The sequence below is a fragment of the Streptomyces sp. Je 1-369 genome (assembly GCF_026810505.1).
Lineage (GTDB): Bacteria > Actinomycetota > Actinomycetes > Streptomycetales > Streptomycetaceae > Streptomyces.
Window position 1 is genome coordinate 8,777,046 of the sequence record NZ_CP101750.1, and the last position, 16,893, is coordinate 8,793,938.

General features: G+C 72.8%; 14 protein-coding genes. 12 read left to right on the top strand and 2 right to left on the bottom strand.

Annotated elements, in window-relative coordinates; genetic code table 11:
- From NOO62_RS38900 to NOO62_RS38910, 3 genes are all read left to right on the top strand, one after another.
- Complete coding sequence (locus tag NOO62_RS38900) at positions 1-1,545, top strand: FAD-dependent monooxygenase (protein ID WP_268768826.1); 1,545 nt, start codon at positions 1-3, stop codon at positions 1,543-1,545.
- A gap of 172 nt (positions 1,546-1,717) precedes the next feature.
- Positions 1,718-3,190: an FAD-dependent monooxygenase gene (locus NOO62_RS38905; RefSeq protein WP_414930961.1), complete on the top strand. Its 1,473-nt coding sequence runs from the start codon at positions 1,718-1,720 to the stop codon at positions 3,188-3,190.
- 368 nt (positions 3,191-3,558) lie between these two features.
- On the top strand, positions 3,559-4,308 hold the full coding sequence (locus NOO62_RS38910) for an alpha/beta fold hydrolase (protein ID WP_414930744.1): 750 nt from the start codon (positions 3,559-3,561) through the stop codon (positions 4,306-4,308).
- A gap of 7 nt (positions 4,309-4,315) precedes the next feature.
- Here the strand turns inward: NOO62_RS38910 and NOO62_RS38915 are convergent, their stop codons facing one another.
- Complete coding sequence (locus NOO62_RS38915) at positions 4,316-5,185, bottom strand: sigma-70 family RNA polymerase sigma factor (RefSeq protein ID WP_268775407.1); 870 nt, start codon at positions 5,183-5,185, stop codon at positions 4,316-4,318.
- 301 nt (positions 5,186-5,486) lie between these two features.
- Between NOO62_RS38915 and NOO62_RS38920 the strand changes: the two genes are divergently transcribed.
- Together NOO62_RS38920 and NOO62_RS38925 are read left to right on the top strand one after the other, a co-directional pair.
- Positions 5,487-7,589 (top strand): MMPL family transporter, encoded by a 2,103-nt coding sequence (locus tag NOO62_RS38920; protein ID WP_268768824.1) that lies wholly within the window; start codon positions 5,487-5,489, stop codon positions 7,587-7,589.
- A 171-nt stretch (positions 7,590-7,760) separates the two neighbouring features.
- The gene (locus NOO62_RS38925) at positions 7,761-8,213 is read left to right on the top strand and encodes a carboxymuconolactone decarboxylase family protein (protein WP_268768823.1); all 453 of its coding nucleotides are present in this window, start codon (positions 7,761-7,763) and stop codon (positions 8,211-8,213) included.
- Positions 8,214-8,285: 72 nt separating this feature from the next.
- On the opposite strand, the gene NOO62_RS38930 is transcribed toward NOO62_RS38925, so the two are convergent.
- The gene (locus tag NOO62_RS38930; protein ID WP_268768822.1) at positions 8,286-8,750 is read right to left on the bottom strand and encodes a VOC family protein; all 465 of its coding nucleotides are present in this window, start codon (positions 8,748-8,750) and stop codon (positions 8,286-8,288) included.
- Between the two features lie 199 nt (positions 8,751-8,949).
- Here NOO62_RS38930 and NOO62_RS38935 point away from each other — a divergent pair, with 199 nt between their 5' ends.
- From NOO62_RS38935 to NOO62_RS38965, 7 genes are all read left to right on the top strand, one after another.
- A complete protein-coding gene (locus tag NOO62_RS38935) occupies positions 8,950-9,276 on the top strand; it encodes a 4Fe-4S ferredoxin (RefSeq protein WP_268768821.1) in 327 nt (108 codons plus the stop codon).
- Positions 9,273-11,243, top strand: a complete 1,971-nt coding sequence (locus NOO62_RS38940; protein WP_268768820.1) for a hypothetical protein — start codon at positions 9,273-9,275, stop codon at positions 11,241-11,243. The genes NOO62_RS38935 and NOO62_RS38940 overlap by 4 nt, the downstream gene beginning before the upstream one ends.
- Entirely contained in the window at positions 11,240-12,646 is a 1,407-nt protein-coding gene (locus NOO62_RS38945; RefSeq protein ID WP_268768819.1) for an amidase, read from the top strand. Before NOO62_RS38940 ends, NOO62_RS38945 begins: the two co-directional genes overlap by 4 nt.
- 3 nt (positions 12,647-12,649) lie before the next feature.
- Positions 12,650-14,146 carry a glutamine synthetase family protein gene (locus tag NOO62_RS38950; RefSeq protein WP_268768818.1) on the top strand — a complete coding sequence of 499 codons (1,497 nt, stop codon included), beginning with the start codon at positions 12,650-12,652 and terminating at the stop codon, positions 14,144-14,146.
- A gap of 82 nt (positions 14,147-14,228) precedes the next feature.
- On the top strand, positions 14,229-15,518 hold the full coding sequence (purB, locus tag NOO62_RS38955; protein ID WP_268768817.1) for an adenylosuccinate lyase: 1,290 nt from the start codon (positions 14,229-14,231) through the stop codon (positions 15,516-15,518).
- Entirely contained in the window at positions 15,502-15,942 is a 441-nt protein-coding gene (locus tag NOO62_RS38960) for a GNAT family N-acetyltransferase (protein WP_268768816.1), read from the top strand. Before purB ends, NOO62_RS38960 begins: the two co-directional genes overlap by 17 nt.
- Before the next feature lie 82 nt (positions 15,943-16,024).
- On the top strand, positions 16,025-16,786 hold the full coding sequence (locus NOO62_RS38965; RefSeq protein WP_268768815.1) for a response regulator transcription factor: 762 nt from the start codon (positions 16,025-16,027) through the stop codon (positions 16,784-16,786).
- Positions 16,787-16,893: the final 107 nt, after the last annotated feature.

Sequence of the window (16,893 nt, forward strand, 5' to 3'; positions counted from 1 at the left end):
ATGGCCGCGCAGGACGCGGGCCGCCCCCGCCGCTCCCGCGAGAGTGCTCCGGGCCGCAGCGACGTGCTGGACACCCAGGTCATCGTCGTCGGCGCAGGCCCCGTGGGGCTGCTGCTCACCGCCGAACTGTGCCTGAACGGCATCCAGGTCGCCGTCGTCGAACAGCGCCACCGCCCCACCAAGGAGTCCCGCGCCTCCACCCTGCACGCCCGCACCATGGAGATCTTCGACAGCCGCGGCCTGCTGACCGACTTCGCCAGCCCGCCCACCGAACCGCGCGGCCACTTCGGCGGCCTGCCCCTGGACCTCACCCTGCCCGGCGCCTACCCCGGCCAGCACAAAGTGCCCCAGACCAAGACCGAGTCGGTCCTTGAGGAGTGGGCGCTCTCACTGGGCGCCGACATCCGCTGCGGCCACCGCCTGGAACTGATCGACCTGGTCCAGGACGGCGAGGCGGTCGAGGCGCAGGCCATGGACCGCGACGGCCGCCCCGTACGCCTGCGCGGGAAGTACCTGGTGGCCTGCGACGGCCAGGACTCCACCGTGCGCCGCCTGACCGGCGCCGCCTTCCCCGGCCACGGCGCCACCCGCGAACTGCTGCGCGCCGACGTGGAGGGCATCCACATCCGCGACCGGCGCTTCGAGCGGCTGCCCGGCGGCCTGGCCATCGCCGCCCGCCGCCCCGACGGCGTCACCCGCGTCATGGTCCACGCCTCCGGCACGCCCGCCGGGCAGCGCACCCGCCCCCCGCGGTACGCCGAGGTAGTGGCCGCCTGGCAGCAGGTCACCGGCGAGGACATCAGCGCCGGCACCCCGTTGTGGGTCAACCACTTCGACGACGCCAACCACCAGCTCACCCACTACCGCCACGGCCGCGTCCTGTACGCGGGCGATGCCGCCCACCGCCAGATGCCCATCGGCGGCCAGGCCCTCAACCTGGGTCTGCAGGACGCCTTCAACCTCGGCTGGAAACTCGCCGCCGTCCTGGCCGGACACGCCCCCGCGGGTCTGCTGGACACCTACCACAGCGAACGGCACGCGGTGGGCCGCGCCGTGCTCGCCAACATCCGCGCCCAGGCCATGCTGCTGCTGGGCAGCGCCGAGGTGGAGCCGCTGCGCGCGGTCCTGGCCGAACTGCTGGGCGACGAGCAGGTACGCACCCGCCTCGCCGGCATGATCAGCGGCCTCGACATCCGCTACGCCGACCGCGGCACCGGCCACCCCCTGACGGGCCTGCGCCTGCCGCACGCCCGGCTGCGGGTGGGCAGCGCCACCTGCACCACCCTGGAACTGCTGCGCTCGGGGCGCGGCCTGCTGCTTGGCCTGGAGGGGCGGGTGCCGGCGGCGGGGGAGCGGTGGGCCGACCGCATCGACCTGGTGGTGGCCCGCCCCGAGCCGGACAGCGACCCCGGCGAGCTGGACAAGGTGACCGCGGTGGCGGTGCGCCCGGACGGCTACGTGGTGTGGGCGGCCACCAGCGACCAGCCCGGCGGCGCCGAGGACCTGAGCGCCGTCCTGGAGCGCTGGTTCGGCACCCCGCACTGACGCACTGACGAGCACCCGACATCCGCGAGCAAGGAGAGGCAGGACAATCATGGCGGGGACAGCGGCGGACACCGACAACACCCACGAAACCCACCACGCCCACGACACCCATGACACCCACGACACCCATGACACCGACGTCATCGTGGTCGGCGCCGGCCCGGCGGGCCTGATGCTCGCGGGCGAACTGCGCCTGGGCGGGGCACGCGTCACCCTCCTGGAGCGGCTCGCCGAGCCGACAGGGCAGTCGCGGGGACTTGGTTTCACCGCCCGGGCCATGGAGGTCTTCGACCAGCGCGGACTGCTGCCCCGCTTCGGTCAGGGCGAAAGCCTGGAGGTCAGCCCGCTGGGCCACTTCGGCGGAGTGCAGTTCGACTACACCGCGCTGGAGGACGCCCACTTCGGGGCCCGCGGCATCCCGCAGAACGAGACCGAGGCGGTCCTGGAGACCTGGGCCAGGGAGCTCGGTGCGGACATCCGGCGCGGCTGGCAGGTGACGGAGCTGGCCGAGGGCTTCCTGGACGGCGACCACGTCGAGGTCACCGCCCGCACCCCCGAGGGGCCCCGCCGGCTGCGCGCGGCCTACCTGGTGGGCTGCGACGGCGGACAGAGCAGCATCCGCAAGGCGGCCGGCTTCGACTTCCCCGGCCTGCCCGCCACCCGCACCATGTACCTGGCCGACGTCGTGGGCTGTGGCCTCAAGCCCCGCTTCCTGGGCGAACGGCTGCCCAACGGCATGGTGATGGCGGCCCCGCTCAAGGAGGGCGTGGACCGCATCATCGTCTGCCCGCACGGCGTCCCGGCCCAGGAGCGCGACGAGGACATCACCTTCGCCGAAGTCGCCGCCGCCTGGCAGCACATCACCGGCGAGGACATCAGCGCCGGCGGCGCGCAGTGGGTCAGCTCCTTCAGCGACGCCACCCGCCAGGCCGACACCTACCGGCGCGGACGGGTGCTGCTGGCGGGCGACGCGGCGCACATCCACCTGCCCGCGGGCGGGCAGGGGCTGAGCACCGGCGTGCAGGACGCGGTCAACCTCGGCTGGAAACTGGCCGCCACGGTCCGCGGCACCGCCCCGGCGGGCCTGCTGGACACCTACCACGCGGAGCGGCACCCGGTCGGGCAGCGGCTGCTGATGAACACCCGCGCGCAGGGCATCGTCTTCCTGGGCGGCGCACAGTCGGACCCGCTGCGCGCCCTGTTCACCGAACTCCTCGCACACGACGAGGTCAGACGCCACCTGGCCGGCATCGTCAGCCACCTGGACATCCACTACGACATGACCCCGCCCGGCACGGAGCCGCCGCCGTCCCCCCACCCCCTGCTCGGCCGCCGCCTGCCCAAGCGCCCCCTGACCGGCGCCGACGGCGAGAGCGACACCGCCCGCCTGCTGCACCCCGCCCGCGGCATCCTGCTCGACCTGGCCGACGACCCCGCCCTGCGCGCCGCAGCCGCCCCCTGGACCGACCGCGTCCACACGGTGACGGCCACCGCCAAACCGGCGGAGGGCACCACCGACGTCCTGACCCCCCTGGACGCCCTCCTGATACGCCCCGACGGCCACGTGGCCTGGACCAGCAAGGACACCCCCGCCGCCCTGACCGCCGCCCTGACCCGGTGGTTCGGCCCGGAACGGACGGCGTAGTGCCAACGGCCCCTGGGGCGCCGGAGGCTGCGCCAACGGCTCCCGGGGCGGGCGGGGCGGCCGCCGCACGCGAGAGACCGACGCCGCGGGCCCGGCGGGAGGCGGGCGAAGGAGTGCCAACGGCCCCCGGCGCGGCTGAGCCCGCCACGTGTGCGGCGCCGGTGCCTGCGCCGGTGGCCCGGCGCGGGGCGGGCCGGGCAGTGCCGACGCCAACAACCCCTGCCCCGGCCGCCGTTGCCCCGTGCGGGGGGCAGCCGGGCGAAGTCCGCGCGGTCGTCCTGGACGCCGCCGGGCTCTCTCTGTCCGGCCTGCTGTGCGAACCCGCGGGGCCCCCGCGCGCACTGGTCGTAGCAGTGCACGGCGGCGGCATGAGCGCCGGGTACTTCAACGGGCAGGCCCGCCCCGAGCTGTCCCTGCTGCGCCTGGGGGCCCGGCTCGGCTGCACCGTGCTGGCCCTCGACCGGCCCGGCTACGGCCGGTCGAGGGCCGCGCTGCCCGAGGGCCTGCCGCTGGCGGAGCAGACGCCGCTGCTGCGCGCGGCCCTCGCCGACTTCGCCCGCCGCCACCCGGTGGGCGCAGGCCACTTCCTGCTGGCGCACTCCTTCGGCGGCAAGCTGGCCCTCTCCCTCGCCGCGCACGCCCAGGACGGCGAGGGGCTGCTCGGCGTGGACATCTCGGGCTGCGGACGGCGGTACGCGCCGGGCGCCGAGGACGAGGTGCGCCACGACCGTCCCGCCGCCCGGCGCCGGCACTGGGGGCCGCTGCGGCTGTACCCGCCGGGCACCTTTAGGGCCAGCGCGGACACGGTCGCGCCGATGCCGCCCCGGGAGGCGGCCGATCTCACCGCCTGGCCGGGGACGTTCGACCGCCTCGCGCCGCGGGTGCGGGTGCCGGTGCGGTTCACCTTCGCCGAGCATGAGCTGTGGTGGCGCAGGCAGGAGGCCGACCTGGCAGCGCTGGCGGCCGGTTTCACCGCCGCGCCCCGCGTCCTGCTGGAGCACCAGCCGGGCGCGGGGCACAACATCAGCCTGGGCTGGGCGGCCCGCGCCTACCACCTGCGGGCCCTGGCGTTCCTGGAGGAGTGCCTGCCCCCGGGCGCCACCGCGCCCGGGAGCTGACCGCGGCTCAGGCGTCCAGGACCACGATGTCCAGTTCCCGCAGCCGCTCGGGCCCGGCCACCAGGTCGATCGCGGCGATCCTCCCGTCCTCGATGGTGAAGTTGAAGACCACGATGGGGCGGACCTTGGACTGCCACACCGCTCCCACCGACCCGTCGATGAGCGCGATGCGCGCCGCTTCCGCCCCGCCGGAGAAGATGCTCGCCACGCCCTCGGCGCCCTCGGTCAGCGGCGCGGCCCCGATGCGCACCGCCGTGTCGTCGGCATGCATGGAGGCGTCGGGGGCCAGCAGGGTGAGCAGCCGCTCGAACTCCCCGTTGCGCGCGGCGGTCAGGAAGGCGTCCACGACCTTGTGCTGGCGCTGCAGGTCGGGCAGGGGAGAGGCGCCGTGCACCCGCCGGCGGGCCCGGCTGGCCAGCTGCCGGGTGGCCGCCGGACTGCGCCCGATGATTGCGGCGATGTCGGCGAACGGCACGGCGAAGGTGTCGTGCAGGACGAAGGCGAGGCGCTCGTCGGGGTCGAGGGTGTCCAGGACCACCAGCATCGCCAGGCCCACCGAGTCGGCGAGCACGGCCGCCTGCTCGGGATCGGAGGTGTCCTCGGTACGGGGCTCGTCCGAGGGCTCGGCGTGCTCGGCCAGGAACTCCTCACGCCGGTTGCGGGCGCGCAGCATGTCCAGGCAGACCCGGCTCACCACCGTGGTGAGCCAGCCGTCGAGGTTCTCCACACTGTCGGTCTCGGTGCGGTGCAGCCGGATCCAGGCCTCCTGCACGGCGTCCTCGGCCTCATCGGTCGCGCCGAGCATGCGGTGGGCCACGGCCTGCAGCCGCGGCCGCTTCTCCTCGAACGCGCGCGCCAACCGTTCGTTTTCCTGCATGACCACCGTCGTCCCCTTCGATCCCGGTCGGTGTGTGACAAACGCCTGTCACATCTTCGCGCTGCCGGGCGTCATAGCAGTGACGAACGGGACCACCCGCGTGTGACGGGATGCGGCCGCGCAGGCTTCGACCAGGCGCCGCGCCCCTGGTCGCGCTCTCCCCAAATTTTTCAAGAGCGGAGCTGTCCGAAGCAGGCTCCCTGACCCTTTGCGAGCAACCATGACAACGCTACGTCGTCGACCAGACACCCACAGTGACAGTCCAGGCGCCGCAGCCGGATTCCTGGCCCGCTATGCCCGCATGGTCAGCGGACGCCGCTCCAAGTGGGCCGTACTCCTCATCTGGCTCGTGCTCATCTCCGCCGGCGGCTCCCTCGCCGCCAAACTGGGCGACGTCCAGGACAACGACCCCGAGACCTGGCTGCCCTCCAGCGCCCAGTCCACCCACGCCGTCGAACTGGCCGAGAAGCACTTCGCCGACAAGGACAGCAGCACCGCGATCATCATCTACGCCCGCGGCGGCGGACTCACCGACGCCGACCGGGACAAGATCGCAGCCGACCGCGCCGCCCTCCAGGACGACATCGCCGTCGGCGACGTCGCCAAACCCCAGGTCTCCAAGGACGACAAGGCCGCCTTCCTCAGCTACCCGCTGCGCACCAGCCCCAGCGACAACAAAGTACTCACCGACGCCGTCGGCGACTCCGAGGACATCGTCAAGAAAGACGCACCCGACGGCCTGGACATCCGCATCGCCGGCGAGGCCGGCAGCGTCCGCGACTTCGCCGAGGTCTACAGCGGCATGGACGGCGCCCTGCTCGGCGCGGCCCTCGGCGTCGTCGCCCTGCTGCTCCTGCTGACCTACCGCAGCCCCGTCCTGTGGATCGTCCCGCTGCTCACCGTCTTCCTGGCCAGCCAGGTCGCCAGCGGCGTGGTCTACCTCCTGGCCAAACACGCCGGCCTGCTCGTCAACGGACTCAGCGCGTACATCCTGATGATCCTGTGCGTGGGCGTCGGCACCGACTACGCCCTGCTGCTCATCGCCCGATACCGCGAGGAACTGCACCGCCACGCCGACCGCCACGAAGCGATGCAGATCGCCGTACGCCGCTCCCTGCCCGCACTCGCCGCCTCCGCGGCCACCGTCGGCGTGGCCACGCTCTGCCTGGTCTTCGGCAGCATGAACTCCACCCAGGGCCTGGGCCCGGTCGTGGCCATCGGCATCGCGGTGGTCTTCCTGGCGATGACCTCCCTGCTGCCCGCCCTGCTGGTCATCCTGGGCCGCTGGACGTTCTGGCCCTTCGTGCCGCGCCACACCCCCGGCTACGACGCCAGCGCGGAGAACGAGCACGGCACCTGGGCCCGCGTGGCAGGCGCCGTGGGCCGCAGGCCCCGCGTCATCTGGGCCGCCTCCATCGGCGTCCTGGCCGTCCTGGCCCTTGGCACCGCCACAGTGGAGACCGGCCAGACCCAGGCCGAGCAGTTCACCAAGTCCGTCGACTCCGTGGAGGGCCAGCACCTGCTGGCCAAGCACTTCCCCGCCGGCTCCTCCGCACCCGCCGACATCTACGTGCCCGCCGCCGGAGCCGACACCGCACTGCGGACCGTCAAGGACGTCCCCGGCGTCGAATCCGCCGCCACCCAGCGCACCGCGGGCGGCTGGACCCACCTGACCGCCGTCTTCGCGGACGCCCCCGACACCGCCGGGGCCAAGGACACCGTCGAGCGGATGCGCACCGCCCTGGACAGGACACAAGGTGAGAGCGCCGAGGCGGTCGTGGGCGGCCAGACCGCGATCGTCCTGGACACCTCCGACGCCCAGAAGGACGAGGAGATGCTCCTCATCCCGCTGATCCTCGCGGTCGTCCTGCTCATGCTGATCCTGGTGCTGCGCGCGGTGGTCGCCCCGCTGGTCCTGCTGGCCTCGGTGGTCGTCTCCTTCGCCGCCGCCGTCGGCGCGGCCTCCCTGCTCTTCCACGCCATCGACTACCCCCGCATCGACCGCGGACTGCTGCTGATCGGCTTCCTGTTCCTGGTCGCCCTCGGGGTGGACTACACGATCTTCCTGATGGCCCGGGTCCGCGAAGAGGTCAAACTCCGCGGCCACCGCGAGGGCACCCTCACCGGCCTCACCGTCACCGGCGGCGTCATCACCTCCGCGGGCGTCGTCCTGGCCGCCACCTTCTGCGTGCTGGCCGCCATCCCCACCGTGGCCTCCCTGCAGCAGGGCCTGCTCATCGCGATCGGCATCCTCCTGGACACCTTCCTGGTGCGCAGCCTGCTCATCCCCGCCCTCTCCCTCAGCATCGGCCCGCGCATCTGGCGCCCGGGCCACCCCGAGGACGAGGCGCCGCTGCCCGGCGAGCGCCCCGCACAGACCGCCCGCGTCGACGTCGGCACCTGACCGGCGCGCCGGACGGAAGGGGGCGCCGCGCCGAATCCCCCGCGGCGCGCGCCCCCGCCCCACCCCCGCAGCCCCGGTGACCTGCCGCTGTCACACTCACCCGCCCCCGATCGTCATAGAAGTGACGCTGCCTGAAAGCGGCGTCGATGTTGATCCAAGAGAGGAAAAATCATGGAAGCGCGCCTGCAGAACCCGGCGATGATCCTTGACGCCACCCAGCCTGTGCAGGACATGTACAAGGCGATCTACTCCGGTGGAGTCCCGAAGACGACCCTGGACCTGGTCCACCTGCGCGCGAGCCAGATCAACGGCTGCAGCCCCTGTGTGGACTCCGGGGCCCGCGGCGCCCGCAAGGCCGGCGAGACCGAGGAGCGCCTGTTCGCCGTCGCCGCCTGGCGGGAGACCTCCTACTTCACCGACGCCGAGCGCGCCGCGCTGGAGCTGTCCGAGTGCGCCACCCGCCTCGCCGACCGCTCCGACCCGGTGCCGGACGACGTGTGGGAGCGCGCCAAGGCCCACTACGACGAGAAGGGCCTGGCGGCCCTGATCCTCATGGTCTCCCTGACCAACTTCTTCAACCGCCTGAACGTGACCACCAAGGCGATCGCCGGCGCCTGGGGCTGACCGGCACCGCACCGCACACGGCTGAGGCCGGCCCCCTCCACGAGGCGGGCCGGCCTCAGCCGCATGCAGCGCTCACCGGCCGCGCGAGCCCCTGGACGGCACGAGGTTGATGCGCCACGACACCCCGAACCGGTCGGTCAGCCACGCGAACCGGGCACTGAATTCATACCCGCCCGCCGGCATGATGACCTCGCCCTTCTCGGAAAGCGCCGTGTAGAAACGATCGAATTCACTTTCCGATTCGCACTGCACGTATATCGCGGTCGCGGGGGAGAACTCATACGAATCCCACGGCGCAAGATCGTATCCAACGGCCCCCGGCGGCGGCATGTTCGTACACATGAACATCTGCCCGTCGAGCGTGAAGAGAGCATGCTGCAGCACCCCTTCCTCCCACCCCGGCTCCCCGGCGCGGGCCCGGATCATCCGGTGCACCTCACTGTTGTCGAAGAGCGAGGTGTAGAACTGCAGCGCCTCCTCGGCCTGGCTCCTGAAGGTCAGGAACGTCATCAGTTTCGGCGCCGGCGTCGCAGGCATCGTGGCAGCTCCTGTTCGTGGTCGGACCCCCTGGGGGCGGTTCGTGGGCACGACGGTAGAACCGCCCGTCACTGTTCAACCGAGCAATTCACCGGTTGAACAAAGCAGTCGAGTACGCCACCACCGAAGCTCATGGAGTGGTCGAGACACCGTCGTAACGATGTGGGCGTCTCGAACCGACCCGAAGGGTGAGTGTTCCGTGAGCGAGAACGCATTGCCGGCGGCGAAATCCGCCCGTTCCGAGCGGATCGCCGCGCGAACTCGCGGCGAGAACTGGAAGAAGCCACCGCGCCGCATAGAAACCTCGGAGTGCATCACCTGCGACAGCTGCCTGCGCGGCTGCCCCGAGGAGTTCGGCGCCATATTCGACCGCGGTCTTGACGTCATCATCATTCCCGAACTGTGCTCGGGCTGCCCCGCCTGCGTCCTGGAGTGCCCCGTCGACTGCATCTACGTCGACGAGGACTGGGAGTCCACCGACGCGAGCCTGTGGAGCCACATCGACCTGTCCGCGGGCACCTCATGACCGGGCCCGCCGAAACGAACGGGCCCGCCGAAACGACCGGGCCCGCCGAACGCGAGAGCCGCCGCGCCGCCAACGCCAGAAAACGCCTCAGCCGCCGCCCCAGCCGCCTGGGCACCACCGCGGGCACCGCACCGGGCCCCGACCGCACCCGCGAGCCCGGCGCCGGCTTCCCCGCCCTCCTGGAACGGGTCTGGCAGCGCGCCCGCACCGCCGCCGACCTGCGCACGAGCGTCGACATCCTCCTCAACCTGGACGGCCACGTACCGCCCCAGGTACAGCTGCGGGCCCTGAGCACCACCGAGGAAGCCGCCTTTCACGCCCTGTGGGGCCTGACCTGGCGCGAGGACACCACCACCGCCACCGCACACGAGAGCACCGACACCGCCGAACCGGCCGTCGTCGACCTCATCGAAGCCGCCGCCGAGGAACCCGTCTTCGTCGGCGAACTCGCCCTGGCCACCACCGGCCGCATCGTCCTGCGCGGCCCCACCCAGGGCCCCCTGGACCGCCGCCACCTGGTCGGCGGCGTCCTGCGCGTGCCCTGGTCCCTGCAGGCCGCCCGCGCCTACCACGCCCACATGAGCCGCGCCGCCGCCCGCACCGCCCACACCCTGGCCGACTGCCGCGCCTGGCTGGAGCGCCAGGGCGAGAAGGGCCGCGACGAACTCCTGGACCAGGCCAAGGAAGCGGCCCTGCGCACCGCCCCCTTCGTGCTCTACCAAGAACACCGCCAGTACACCAACTTCCGGGAGCAGAACAGCCTCACCGGCAAGACCCTGTGGCCCGGACACCCCGACTGCGTCCTGAGCAGCCTGCAGCAACTGCCCCTGGAACTCTGGTCGGACCACGACGTGCAGCTGGTCATCGCCCTGACCCTGCTCATCCGCTCCGCCGGCGCCGGCCGGGTGGAGGAGGCCAACGGCACCCAGCTGAGCATCGACCACGTCGCCGCCATGCTGGAACGCATCCGCCACACCTACGACAGCGTCCCCGGCGAGCCGATCGCCCCCGCCGCCTCCCACGGCGTGGAGGACCTCAAGACCCTCGCCGAAGCGCTCGGCGCACGCCGCCGCCAGGTGATCCGCCAGGTCCCCCTCTACCGCGAGATCCACGGCACCCTGATGCACAAGGTGGAACGCATCGCCGCCGACACCGACGGGGTACGACACCACGACGAGGAACTCAGCCGCCGCCTGACCGGCCGCCTGCCGCTGACCGGCACCACCCTGGACGAACTCGGGCACAGCACGGCCGCCGACCCCGCCTGGCTCGCCCGCCCGCACGGCACCCACGCCACCGGCCTGGAAGCACTCGTCCACGAAAGCGTCACGGCCGTCGCCGACGTGTTCGCCGCCGACTTCGCCATGAGCCGCGGCATGCGCTCCCTGCCCGCGCTGATCACCGCGCTGCGCACCGAGAGCTGGGCGGAGATCTGCGGCTGGGACATCACCCACTACTTCTGCTGCGTGGTGCCCCGCCCCCAGGCGCGCACCCACTTCGGCGGCTCGGTCGAGGCGATGGCGGACGCGGCCTGGGCGATGTCCTCCCGCATGCAGTACAACTCCTGGCACTTCGTGCCCGGCAACCTGCCCCGCCACCCCGCCGTGGTGGCCCGCGACCACTTCGTGCCGCCCACCATCCCCGACATCGCCTTCTTCTCCGACCAGCACCACCACGGGCACGTCAGCAACCAGGTGCGCTTCTCCATCCGCTCCCCCCAGCCCGTCGAGGTCGCCGGACGCACCTTCAACGGCTTCGTCGACCTGCGCCTGCTGCGCTGCGCCGGCACCCCCTTCACCGAACCCGACCTGCTCGCCGCCCACCGCGCCTCCCGCTTCATCGCCCGCGCCACCACCCTGGCCGCCGAACTCACCCTCACCGGCACCCCCGTCGAGGTCACCGCCTTCGACGCCCCCTGGCACTGGCAGACCATCACCCACCCCGCCCCCCAGGGCACCCCACGATGACCGCCGGGGCGACCGGGGCGATCGGGGAGCTCACCGGGCGGCTGCGGCGGGGCGAGACGACCGTCGTCGAGCACGTGCAGGCCGTGCTGAGCGCCGTACGCGAACGAGACACCCTCGGCGCGTTCGTCACCGCCGCCGGCGACGAAGCGCTGCGCGCCGCCGAGCAGGCCGACCGCCGCATCCGCGAACGCGGCACGCAGGCCTGGCAGGGCACCCCGCTGCTCGGCGTCACGGTCTCCGTCAAGGACCTCCTGCAGACCCGCGACCTGCCCACCACCCGCGGCTCCCTGCTGCCCAACCACCGCCCCCGACAGGACGCCCCGGCCGTCGCCCGGCTGCGCGCCGCCGGCGCCGTCATCATCGGCAAGACCACGACCAGCGAGTACGGCTGGAGCGCCACCACCCTGGGCCGCACCGCCGCGCCCACCGCCAACCCCTACGCCCCCCACCTGAGCGCGGGCGGCTCCAGCGGCGGGGCCGCCGCCGCGGTCGCCACCCACCTGGGCGAGGGCGCCCTGGCCACCGACGGAGCCGGCTCCATCCGCATCCCCGCCGCGTTCTGCGGCGTGGCCGGCTACAAACCCTCCTACGGACGCGTCCCCTACGTCCCCAACGGCGTCGACCGCCTCGCCCACCAGGGCACCCTGGCCCGCACCGTCACCGACGCCGCAGCGCTCGCCGCCGTCATCGCAGGCCCCCACCCCGCCGACCCCGACTCCGGCCTCGGCTCCATCGACCTGCCCTCCCACCGCCGCCGCCAGCACATCGGATGGATCGAGTACGAGGGCACCACCGACGAGATCCGCAAAGTCACCGAACAGGCGATGCACGCCCTCCGGGGCCAGGGCCACCACATCGAACGCATCCAGGTGCGCTGCAAGGACCTCTACCCCGCCCTCGTCGACATCCTGGCCGCCGCCGAAGCCGCCGGCACCACCCGCCAGGACGAAGAACACTGCGACCCGGGCCGCCTGGAAATCGTCCGCTACGGCCGCACCCTGAGCGGCACCGCCCTGATGCGCGCCGAAGAGGTCCGCCAGCAACTGCGCACCCGGCTGCGCTCGGTGATGCGCCGCCACCACCTGCTGGCCATGGCCACCGTCCCCATCGAACCCTTCGACCTGCACGCCATCGCCCCGCCCTGGGCGGCCGACCCCCGCGACCTGCTCTGGCTGGCCTGGTCACCCGCCTCCTACCCCTTCAACATGACCGGCCAGCCCGCGGTGACCCTCCCGGCCGGCCTGACCGGCTCCGGACTGCCCGCCGGCATCCAGCTCGTGGGCCCCGTCGGCGCCGACGAACTGGTCCTGACGGTGGCCCACCGCCTGGAAAGGGAGCTGGGAGCCCTGCCCCCGCCCCGCCCCGGGCACGCGCTCGTCCCCGCCACCGAAAGGACCCCCTGACCCATGTACACCCGCGCATGGCGCTCCGTAGCCGCCCAGGACGCCGTCGGCACGCCGTCCTTCGTCGCCGACCACCACCTGTGGAGCGAGGAGCAGTTCGCCGCCGCCGAACAGATCGAGGCCGACCTCGCCCACCTCGACTTCGTCCGCCTGGTCTTCTGCGACCCGCACGGCCTGGCCCGCTCCAAGACCCTGACCGCGGACACCTTCGCCTCCGTCCTGCGCAACGGCATGAACTTCAGCCCCGGCCCCTTCCTCTTCGACACCGGCCACGCCCTCGCCGTCGACCTGGGCGACCCCGGCCTGGGCGTCGAAGAACTCACCGGCGCCGGCAACTTCATCCTCGTACCCGACCCGCTGACCTTCCAGCTCCTGCCCGACACCCAGCCGCGCACCGCCTGGGTCATCGGCGACGAATACCTGCGCGAGGGCACCCGCCACCCGCTGTCCTCCCGCGCCGTGCTGCGCCGCCTGAGCGACCAGTACACCGCCCACGGCTACACCCCGGTCACCGGCCTGGAAGTCGAGTGGTACCTCACCCGCCTCCTGCAGGAGACGCCCGGCAACACGGGCAACGGCTTCGGCCTGCAAGGCCAAGCCCCCCCGGTGGCCGCGATGAACGCCGGCTACCAGTTCAACCTCGACGCCCGCTACGACTCCGTCGCCCACATCACCGACCCCCTGGCGATGCACCTGGCCGCGCTCGGCCTGCCGCTGCGCTCCATGGAACACGAATCGGGCCCCGGCCAGGTCGAATCCACCTTCAGCCCGATGTCCGCCCTGGACACCGCGGACGCGATGCTGCTGTTCCGCACCGCCACCAAACGCTGGTGCGCCCGCCGCGGCCACCACGCCTCCTTCATGTCACAGCCGCGCCTGGACGCCTTCGACCCCAGCGGCTGGCACCTGCACCAGTCCGTCCTGGACACTGAAAGCGGCCGCAACCTCTTCGCCGCCGACGGCCCCGCGGGCGGCCTGTCCCCGCAGGCCAAGGCCTACGCGGACGGCCTGCTCGCCTACAGCAGGGAGCTGTTCCTGCTCTCGGTGCCCACCGTCAACGGCTACCGCAGGCTCAACTCCCGCCACGCGCTGGCCCCCACCCGCATGGACTGGTCCATGGAGGACCGCAGCGTCATGCTCCGCATGGTCGGCGGCGGCACCGGCGCCCACATCGAAAACCGCAGCGGCGAACCGTGCGCCAACCCCTACCTCGCCATCGCCGCCCAGCTCTTCGCCGGCCTCACCGGCCTGACCGGCACCCCGGACGCCGAACGCCCCGCCCCGGCCACCGGCCAACACGTGCCGCAGTCCCTGGGCGAAGCCCTCACCGCCTTCACCGCCGGCCGCGCCGACCAGCTCCTGGGCCGCCCGCTGGCCACCTGCCTCACCCGGCTCAAGGAGAGCGAACTGCGCCGCTACGAAACCTGGTGCGCCACCACCGGCACCAGCCCGGACCAGGTCACCGCCTGGGAACAGCGCGAGTACTTCGAGGCGTACTGAACGTGCCGACCAGCCGCGTGCCGAACACCCGCGTGCCGACAGCCACCCGCGTGCCGATACCCCGCAGAACAGAGGTCGTTGCATGATCGCCCGATACACCCTGCCCGAGATGGCGGACCTCTTCAGCGACCAGACCCGCTACGCCACCTGGGTCCGCGTCGAGATCCTCGCCACCGAGGCACAAGTACGCCTGGGACGCGTCCCCGAGGACGCCGTGCGCGACATGCGCCGCGCCCCCGTACCGCTCGCGCACCGCATCGCCGAGATCGAGAAGGACCGCGACCACGAAGTCCTCTCCTTCCTGGCCGCCTACTGCGAGAACATCCCCGAAACCACCGCACGCTGGGTCCACCTGGGCATGACCAGCTACGACCTGGTCGACACCGCGCTGGGCCACACCCTGGCCCGCGCCACCGACCTGCTGAGCGGGGCCGCCCGCCGCCTGCGCCGCACCCTGGTGGCCCGCGCCCTGGAGCACTTCGACACCCTCATGGTCGGCCGCACCCACGGCATCCACGCCGAGCCGACCACCTTCGGCCACAAACTCGCCGGCTACGCCTTCGCCGTCGACCGCTCCCTGACCCGCCTGGCGGCCGCCCGCGAAGCCGTCGCGGTGGGCACCGTCTCCGGCTCGGTGGGCACCTACGCCCTCATCGACCCCTACGTCGAACAGTACGTGTGCCAGTCCCTGGGCCTTGGCATCGAGCCCGCGCCCAGCCAGGTCGTCGCCCGCGACCGCCACGCCCAACTCGTACAGGCAGTGGCCGCGTTGGGGGCCTGCGTCGAACAGATCGCCCTGGAGATGCGGCTGTTGCAGCGCACCGAGGTCGCCGAGGTCGAAGAACAGCGCGCCCCGGCCTACCAGGGCTCCAGCGCCATGCCCCACAAACGCAACCCCACCACCAGCGAACGGCTGTGCGGCCTGGCCCGCCTGCTGCGCGGCTACGCCACCACCGCCCTGGAGGACGTCGCGCTGTGGCACGAGCGGGACCTGGCCCACCAGTGCGTCGAGCGGGTCATCCTGCCCGACAGCCTGGCCGTGGCCCACTTCCAGGCCACCAAGGCCGAAGAGCTGCTGACCCACCTCACCGTACGGCCCGAGACGATGCGCGCCGCACTGGAGCGCACCCACGGCCTCATCTACAGTTCGGCCGTCCTGGTCGACCTGCTCGGCGACGGCACCGAGCGCGAGCACGCCTACCGCTCGGCGCAGGCCGCCGCCAACCGGACGGCGGCCACCGCCACCCCCTTCCGGGACACCCTGGCCACCGAGGGCGTCGAGCTGCGCGAAGAGCTGCGGCCCGAGCGCTTCCTCGTCCACCACGACGTCATACGGCGGCGATTGGAGATGCTCGATGAACTGGAAGACTGAACGCGTCAACGGAGGCGACCTCGACCTGGACGAGGTCCTGGCCGTCTACCACGCCTCCGGCCTGGGCGAGCGACGCCCCGTCCAGGACCGCGAGCGGATGGCCGCGATGGTGCGCGAGGCCAACCTCGTCGTCGTCGCCCGCGAGGCGGACGGCACCCTGATCGGCATCGCCCGCAGCATCTCCGACTTCTCCTACGTCACCTACCTCTCCGACATCGCCGTGGTCCTGGACCACCAGCGCTCGGGAGTGGGCATCGCCCTGATGGAGGAGACCCGCCGCCAGGCCCCCGACGCCAAGGTGGTGCTCCTGTCGGCGCCCGCCGCCGCCGGCTACTACCCGCGCGTGGGCTTCACCCGGCACGACTCCGCGTGGGTCCTGAACCCCGCGGCGCCCCTCCAGGGCCCACCGGCCACGAAACCGTAGGCGGACCCGCACCGCGGCGCGGCCGGCCGGCCCGCACCGGCCGGCGGCCCGCCCGGGCACCGCACACCCAACGGGGGAAGGCATGAGCCACATACCGTCACCGGCACTGCTGGAGCCCTTGACCGCCCTGCCCGAGACCGCCCGCCCCACCGAGCCGGGCACCCCGGCCCCGGCCCGCGCACCCACCGGCCAGCGCATCCTGGTGGTGGACGGCGACGCCGCCCTGGCCGGCTCCCTCACCGCCCAGCTGCGCCGCCACGGCCACGACCCCGTCGGCGTCCGGCACGGCCAAGCGGCCCTGCACGCCTACGAGGACGCCGAACTGGTCCTCCTCGACCTGGACCTGCCCGACCTGGACGGCCTGGAGGTGTGCCGCGCCATCCGCGAGGTCAGCCGCATCCCCATCATCATCGTCACCGCCCGCCGCTGCGAACTCGACTGCGTGCTCGGCCTGCACGCGGGCGCCGACGACTACGTCACCAAGCCCTACGGGCTGCGCGAACTCATCGCCCGTATCGAAGCGGTCATGCGCCGCACCCGCTGGCAGCCCGCCGCGGCCCGGGAGATGGACCTGGGCCGGCTGCGCATCGACGTCGACTCCCGCCAGGTCACCGTCGACGACGAGCCCGTCGCCCTGACCCGCAAGGAATTCGACCTGCTGTGCCTGCTGGCCGCCCAGCCCGACACGGTCATCCCGCGCAAGCAGCTCCTGCAACAGGTGTGGGGCGACTCCTGGTCGCGCCGCACCATCGACACCCACGTCAGCAGCCTGCGCGGAAAACTCGGCGGCAACGGCTGGGTCGTCACCGTACGCGGCGTCGGCTTCCGACTCGGCACCGGCTGACCCCAACCCCACCCACACCCCACACCGCCCGAGCCCGCGCCCGCCCGAGCCCGCACCACACCCCACACCCGCCCGCCCGAGCCCGCCCGCCGCACCCCACTCGCACT

Bases quoted from the DNA above. Each gene is read 5' to 3' on its own strand.
- NOO62_RS38900 (WP_268768826.1), top strand. From the start codon at position 1: ATGGCCGCGCAGGACGCGGGCCGCCCCCGCCGCTCCCGCGAGAGTGCT.
- NOO62_RS38905 (WP_414930961.1), top strand. From the start codon at position 1,718: ATGCTCGCGGGCGAACTGCGCCTGGGCGGGGCACGCGTCACCCTCCTG.
- NOO62_RS38910 (WP_414930744.1), top strand. From the start codon at position 3,559: ATGAGCGCCGGGTACTTCAACGGGCAGGCCCGCCCCGAGCTGTCCCTG.
- NOO62_RS38915 (WP_268775407.1), bottom strand. From the start codon at position 5,185: ATGCAGGAAAACGAACGGTTGGCGCGCGCGTTCGAGGAGAAGCGGCCG.
- NOO62_RS38920 (WP_268768824.1), top strand. From the start codon at position 5,487: ATGGTCAGCGGACGCCGCTCCAAGTGGGCCGTACTCCTCATCTGGCTC.
- NOO62_RS38925 (WP_268768823.1), top strand. From the start codon at position 7,761: ATGGAAGCGCGCCTGCAGAACCCGGCGATGATCCTTGACGCCACCCAG.
- NOO62_RS38930 (WP_268768822.1), bottom strand. From the start codon at position 8,750: ATGCCTGCGACGCCGGCGCCGAAACTGATGACGTTCCTGACCTTCAGG.
- NOO62_RS38940 (WP_268768820.1), top strand. From the start codon at position 9,273: ATGACCGGGCCCGCCGAAACGAACGGGCCCGCCGAAACGACCGGGCCC.
- NOO62_RS38945 (WP_268768819.1), top strand. From the start codon at position 11,240: ATGACCGCCGGGGCGACCGGGGCGATCGGGGAGCTCACCGGGCGGCTG.
- NOO62_RS38950 (WP_268768818.1), top strand. From the start codon at position 12,650: ATGTACACCCGCGCATGGCGCTCCGTAGCCGCCCAGGACGCCGTCGGC.
- purB (WP_268768817.1), top strand. From the start codon at position 14,229: ATGATCGCCCGATACACCCTGCCCGAGATGGCGGACCTCTTCAGCGAC.
- NOO62_RS38960 (WP_268768816.1), top strand. From the start codon at position 15,502: ATGAACTGGAAGACTGAACGCGTCAACGGAGGCGACCTCGACCTGGAC.
- NOO62_RS38965 (WP_268768815.1), top strand. From the start codon at position 16,025: ATGAGCCACATACCGTCACCGGCACTGCTGGAGCCCTTGACCGCCCTG.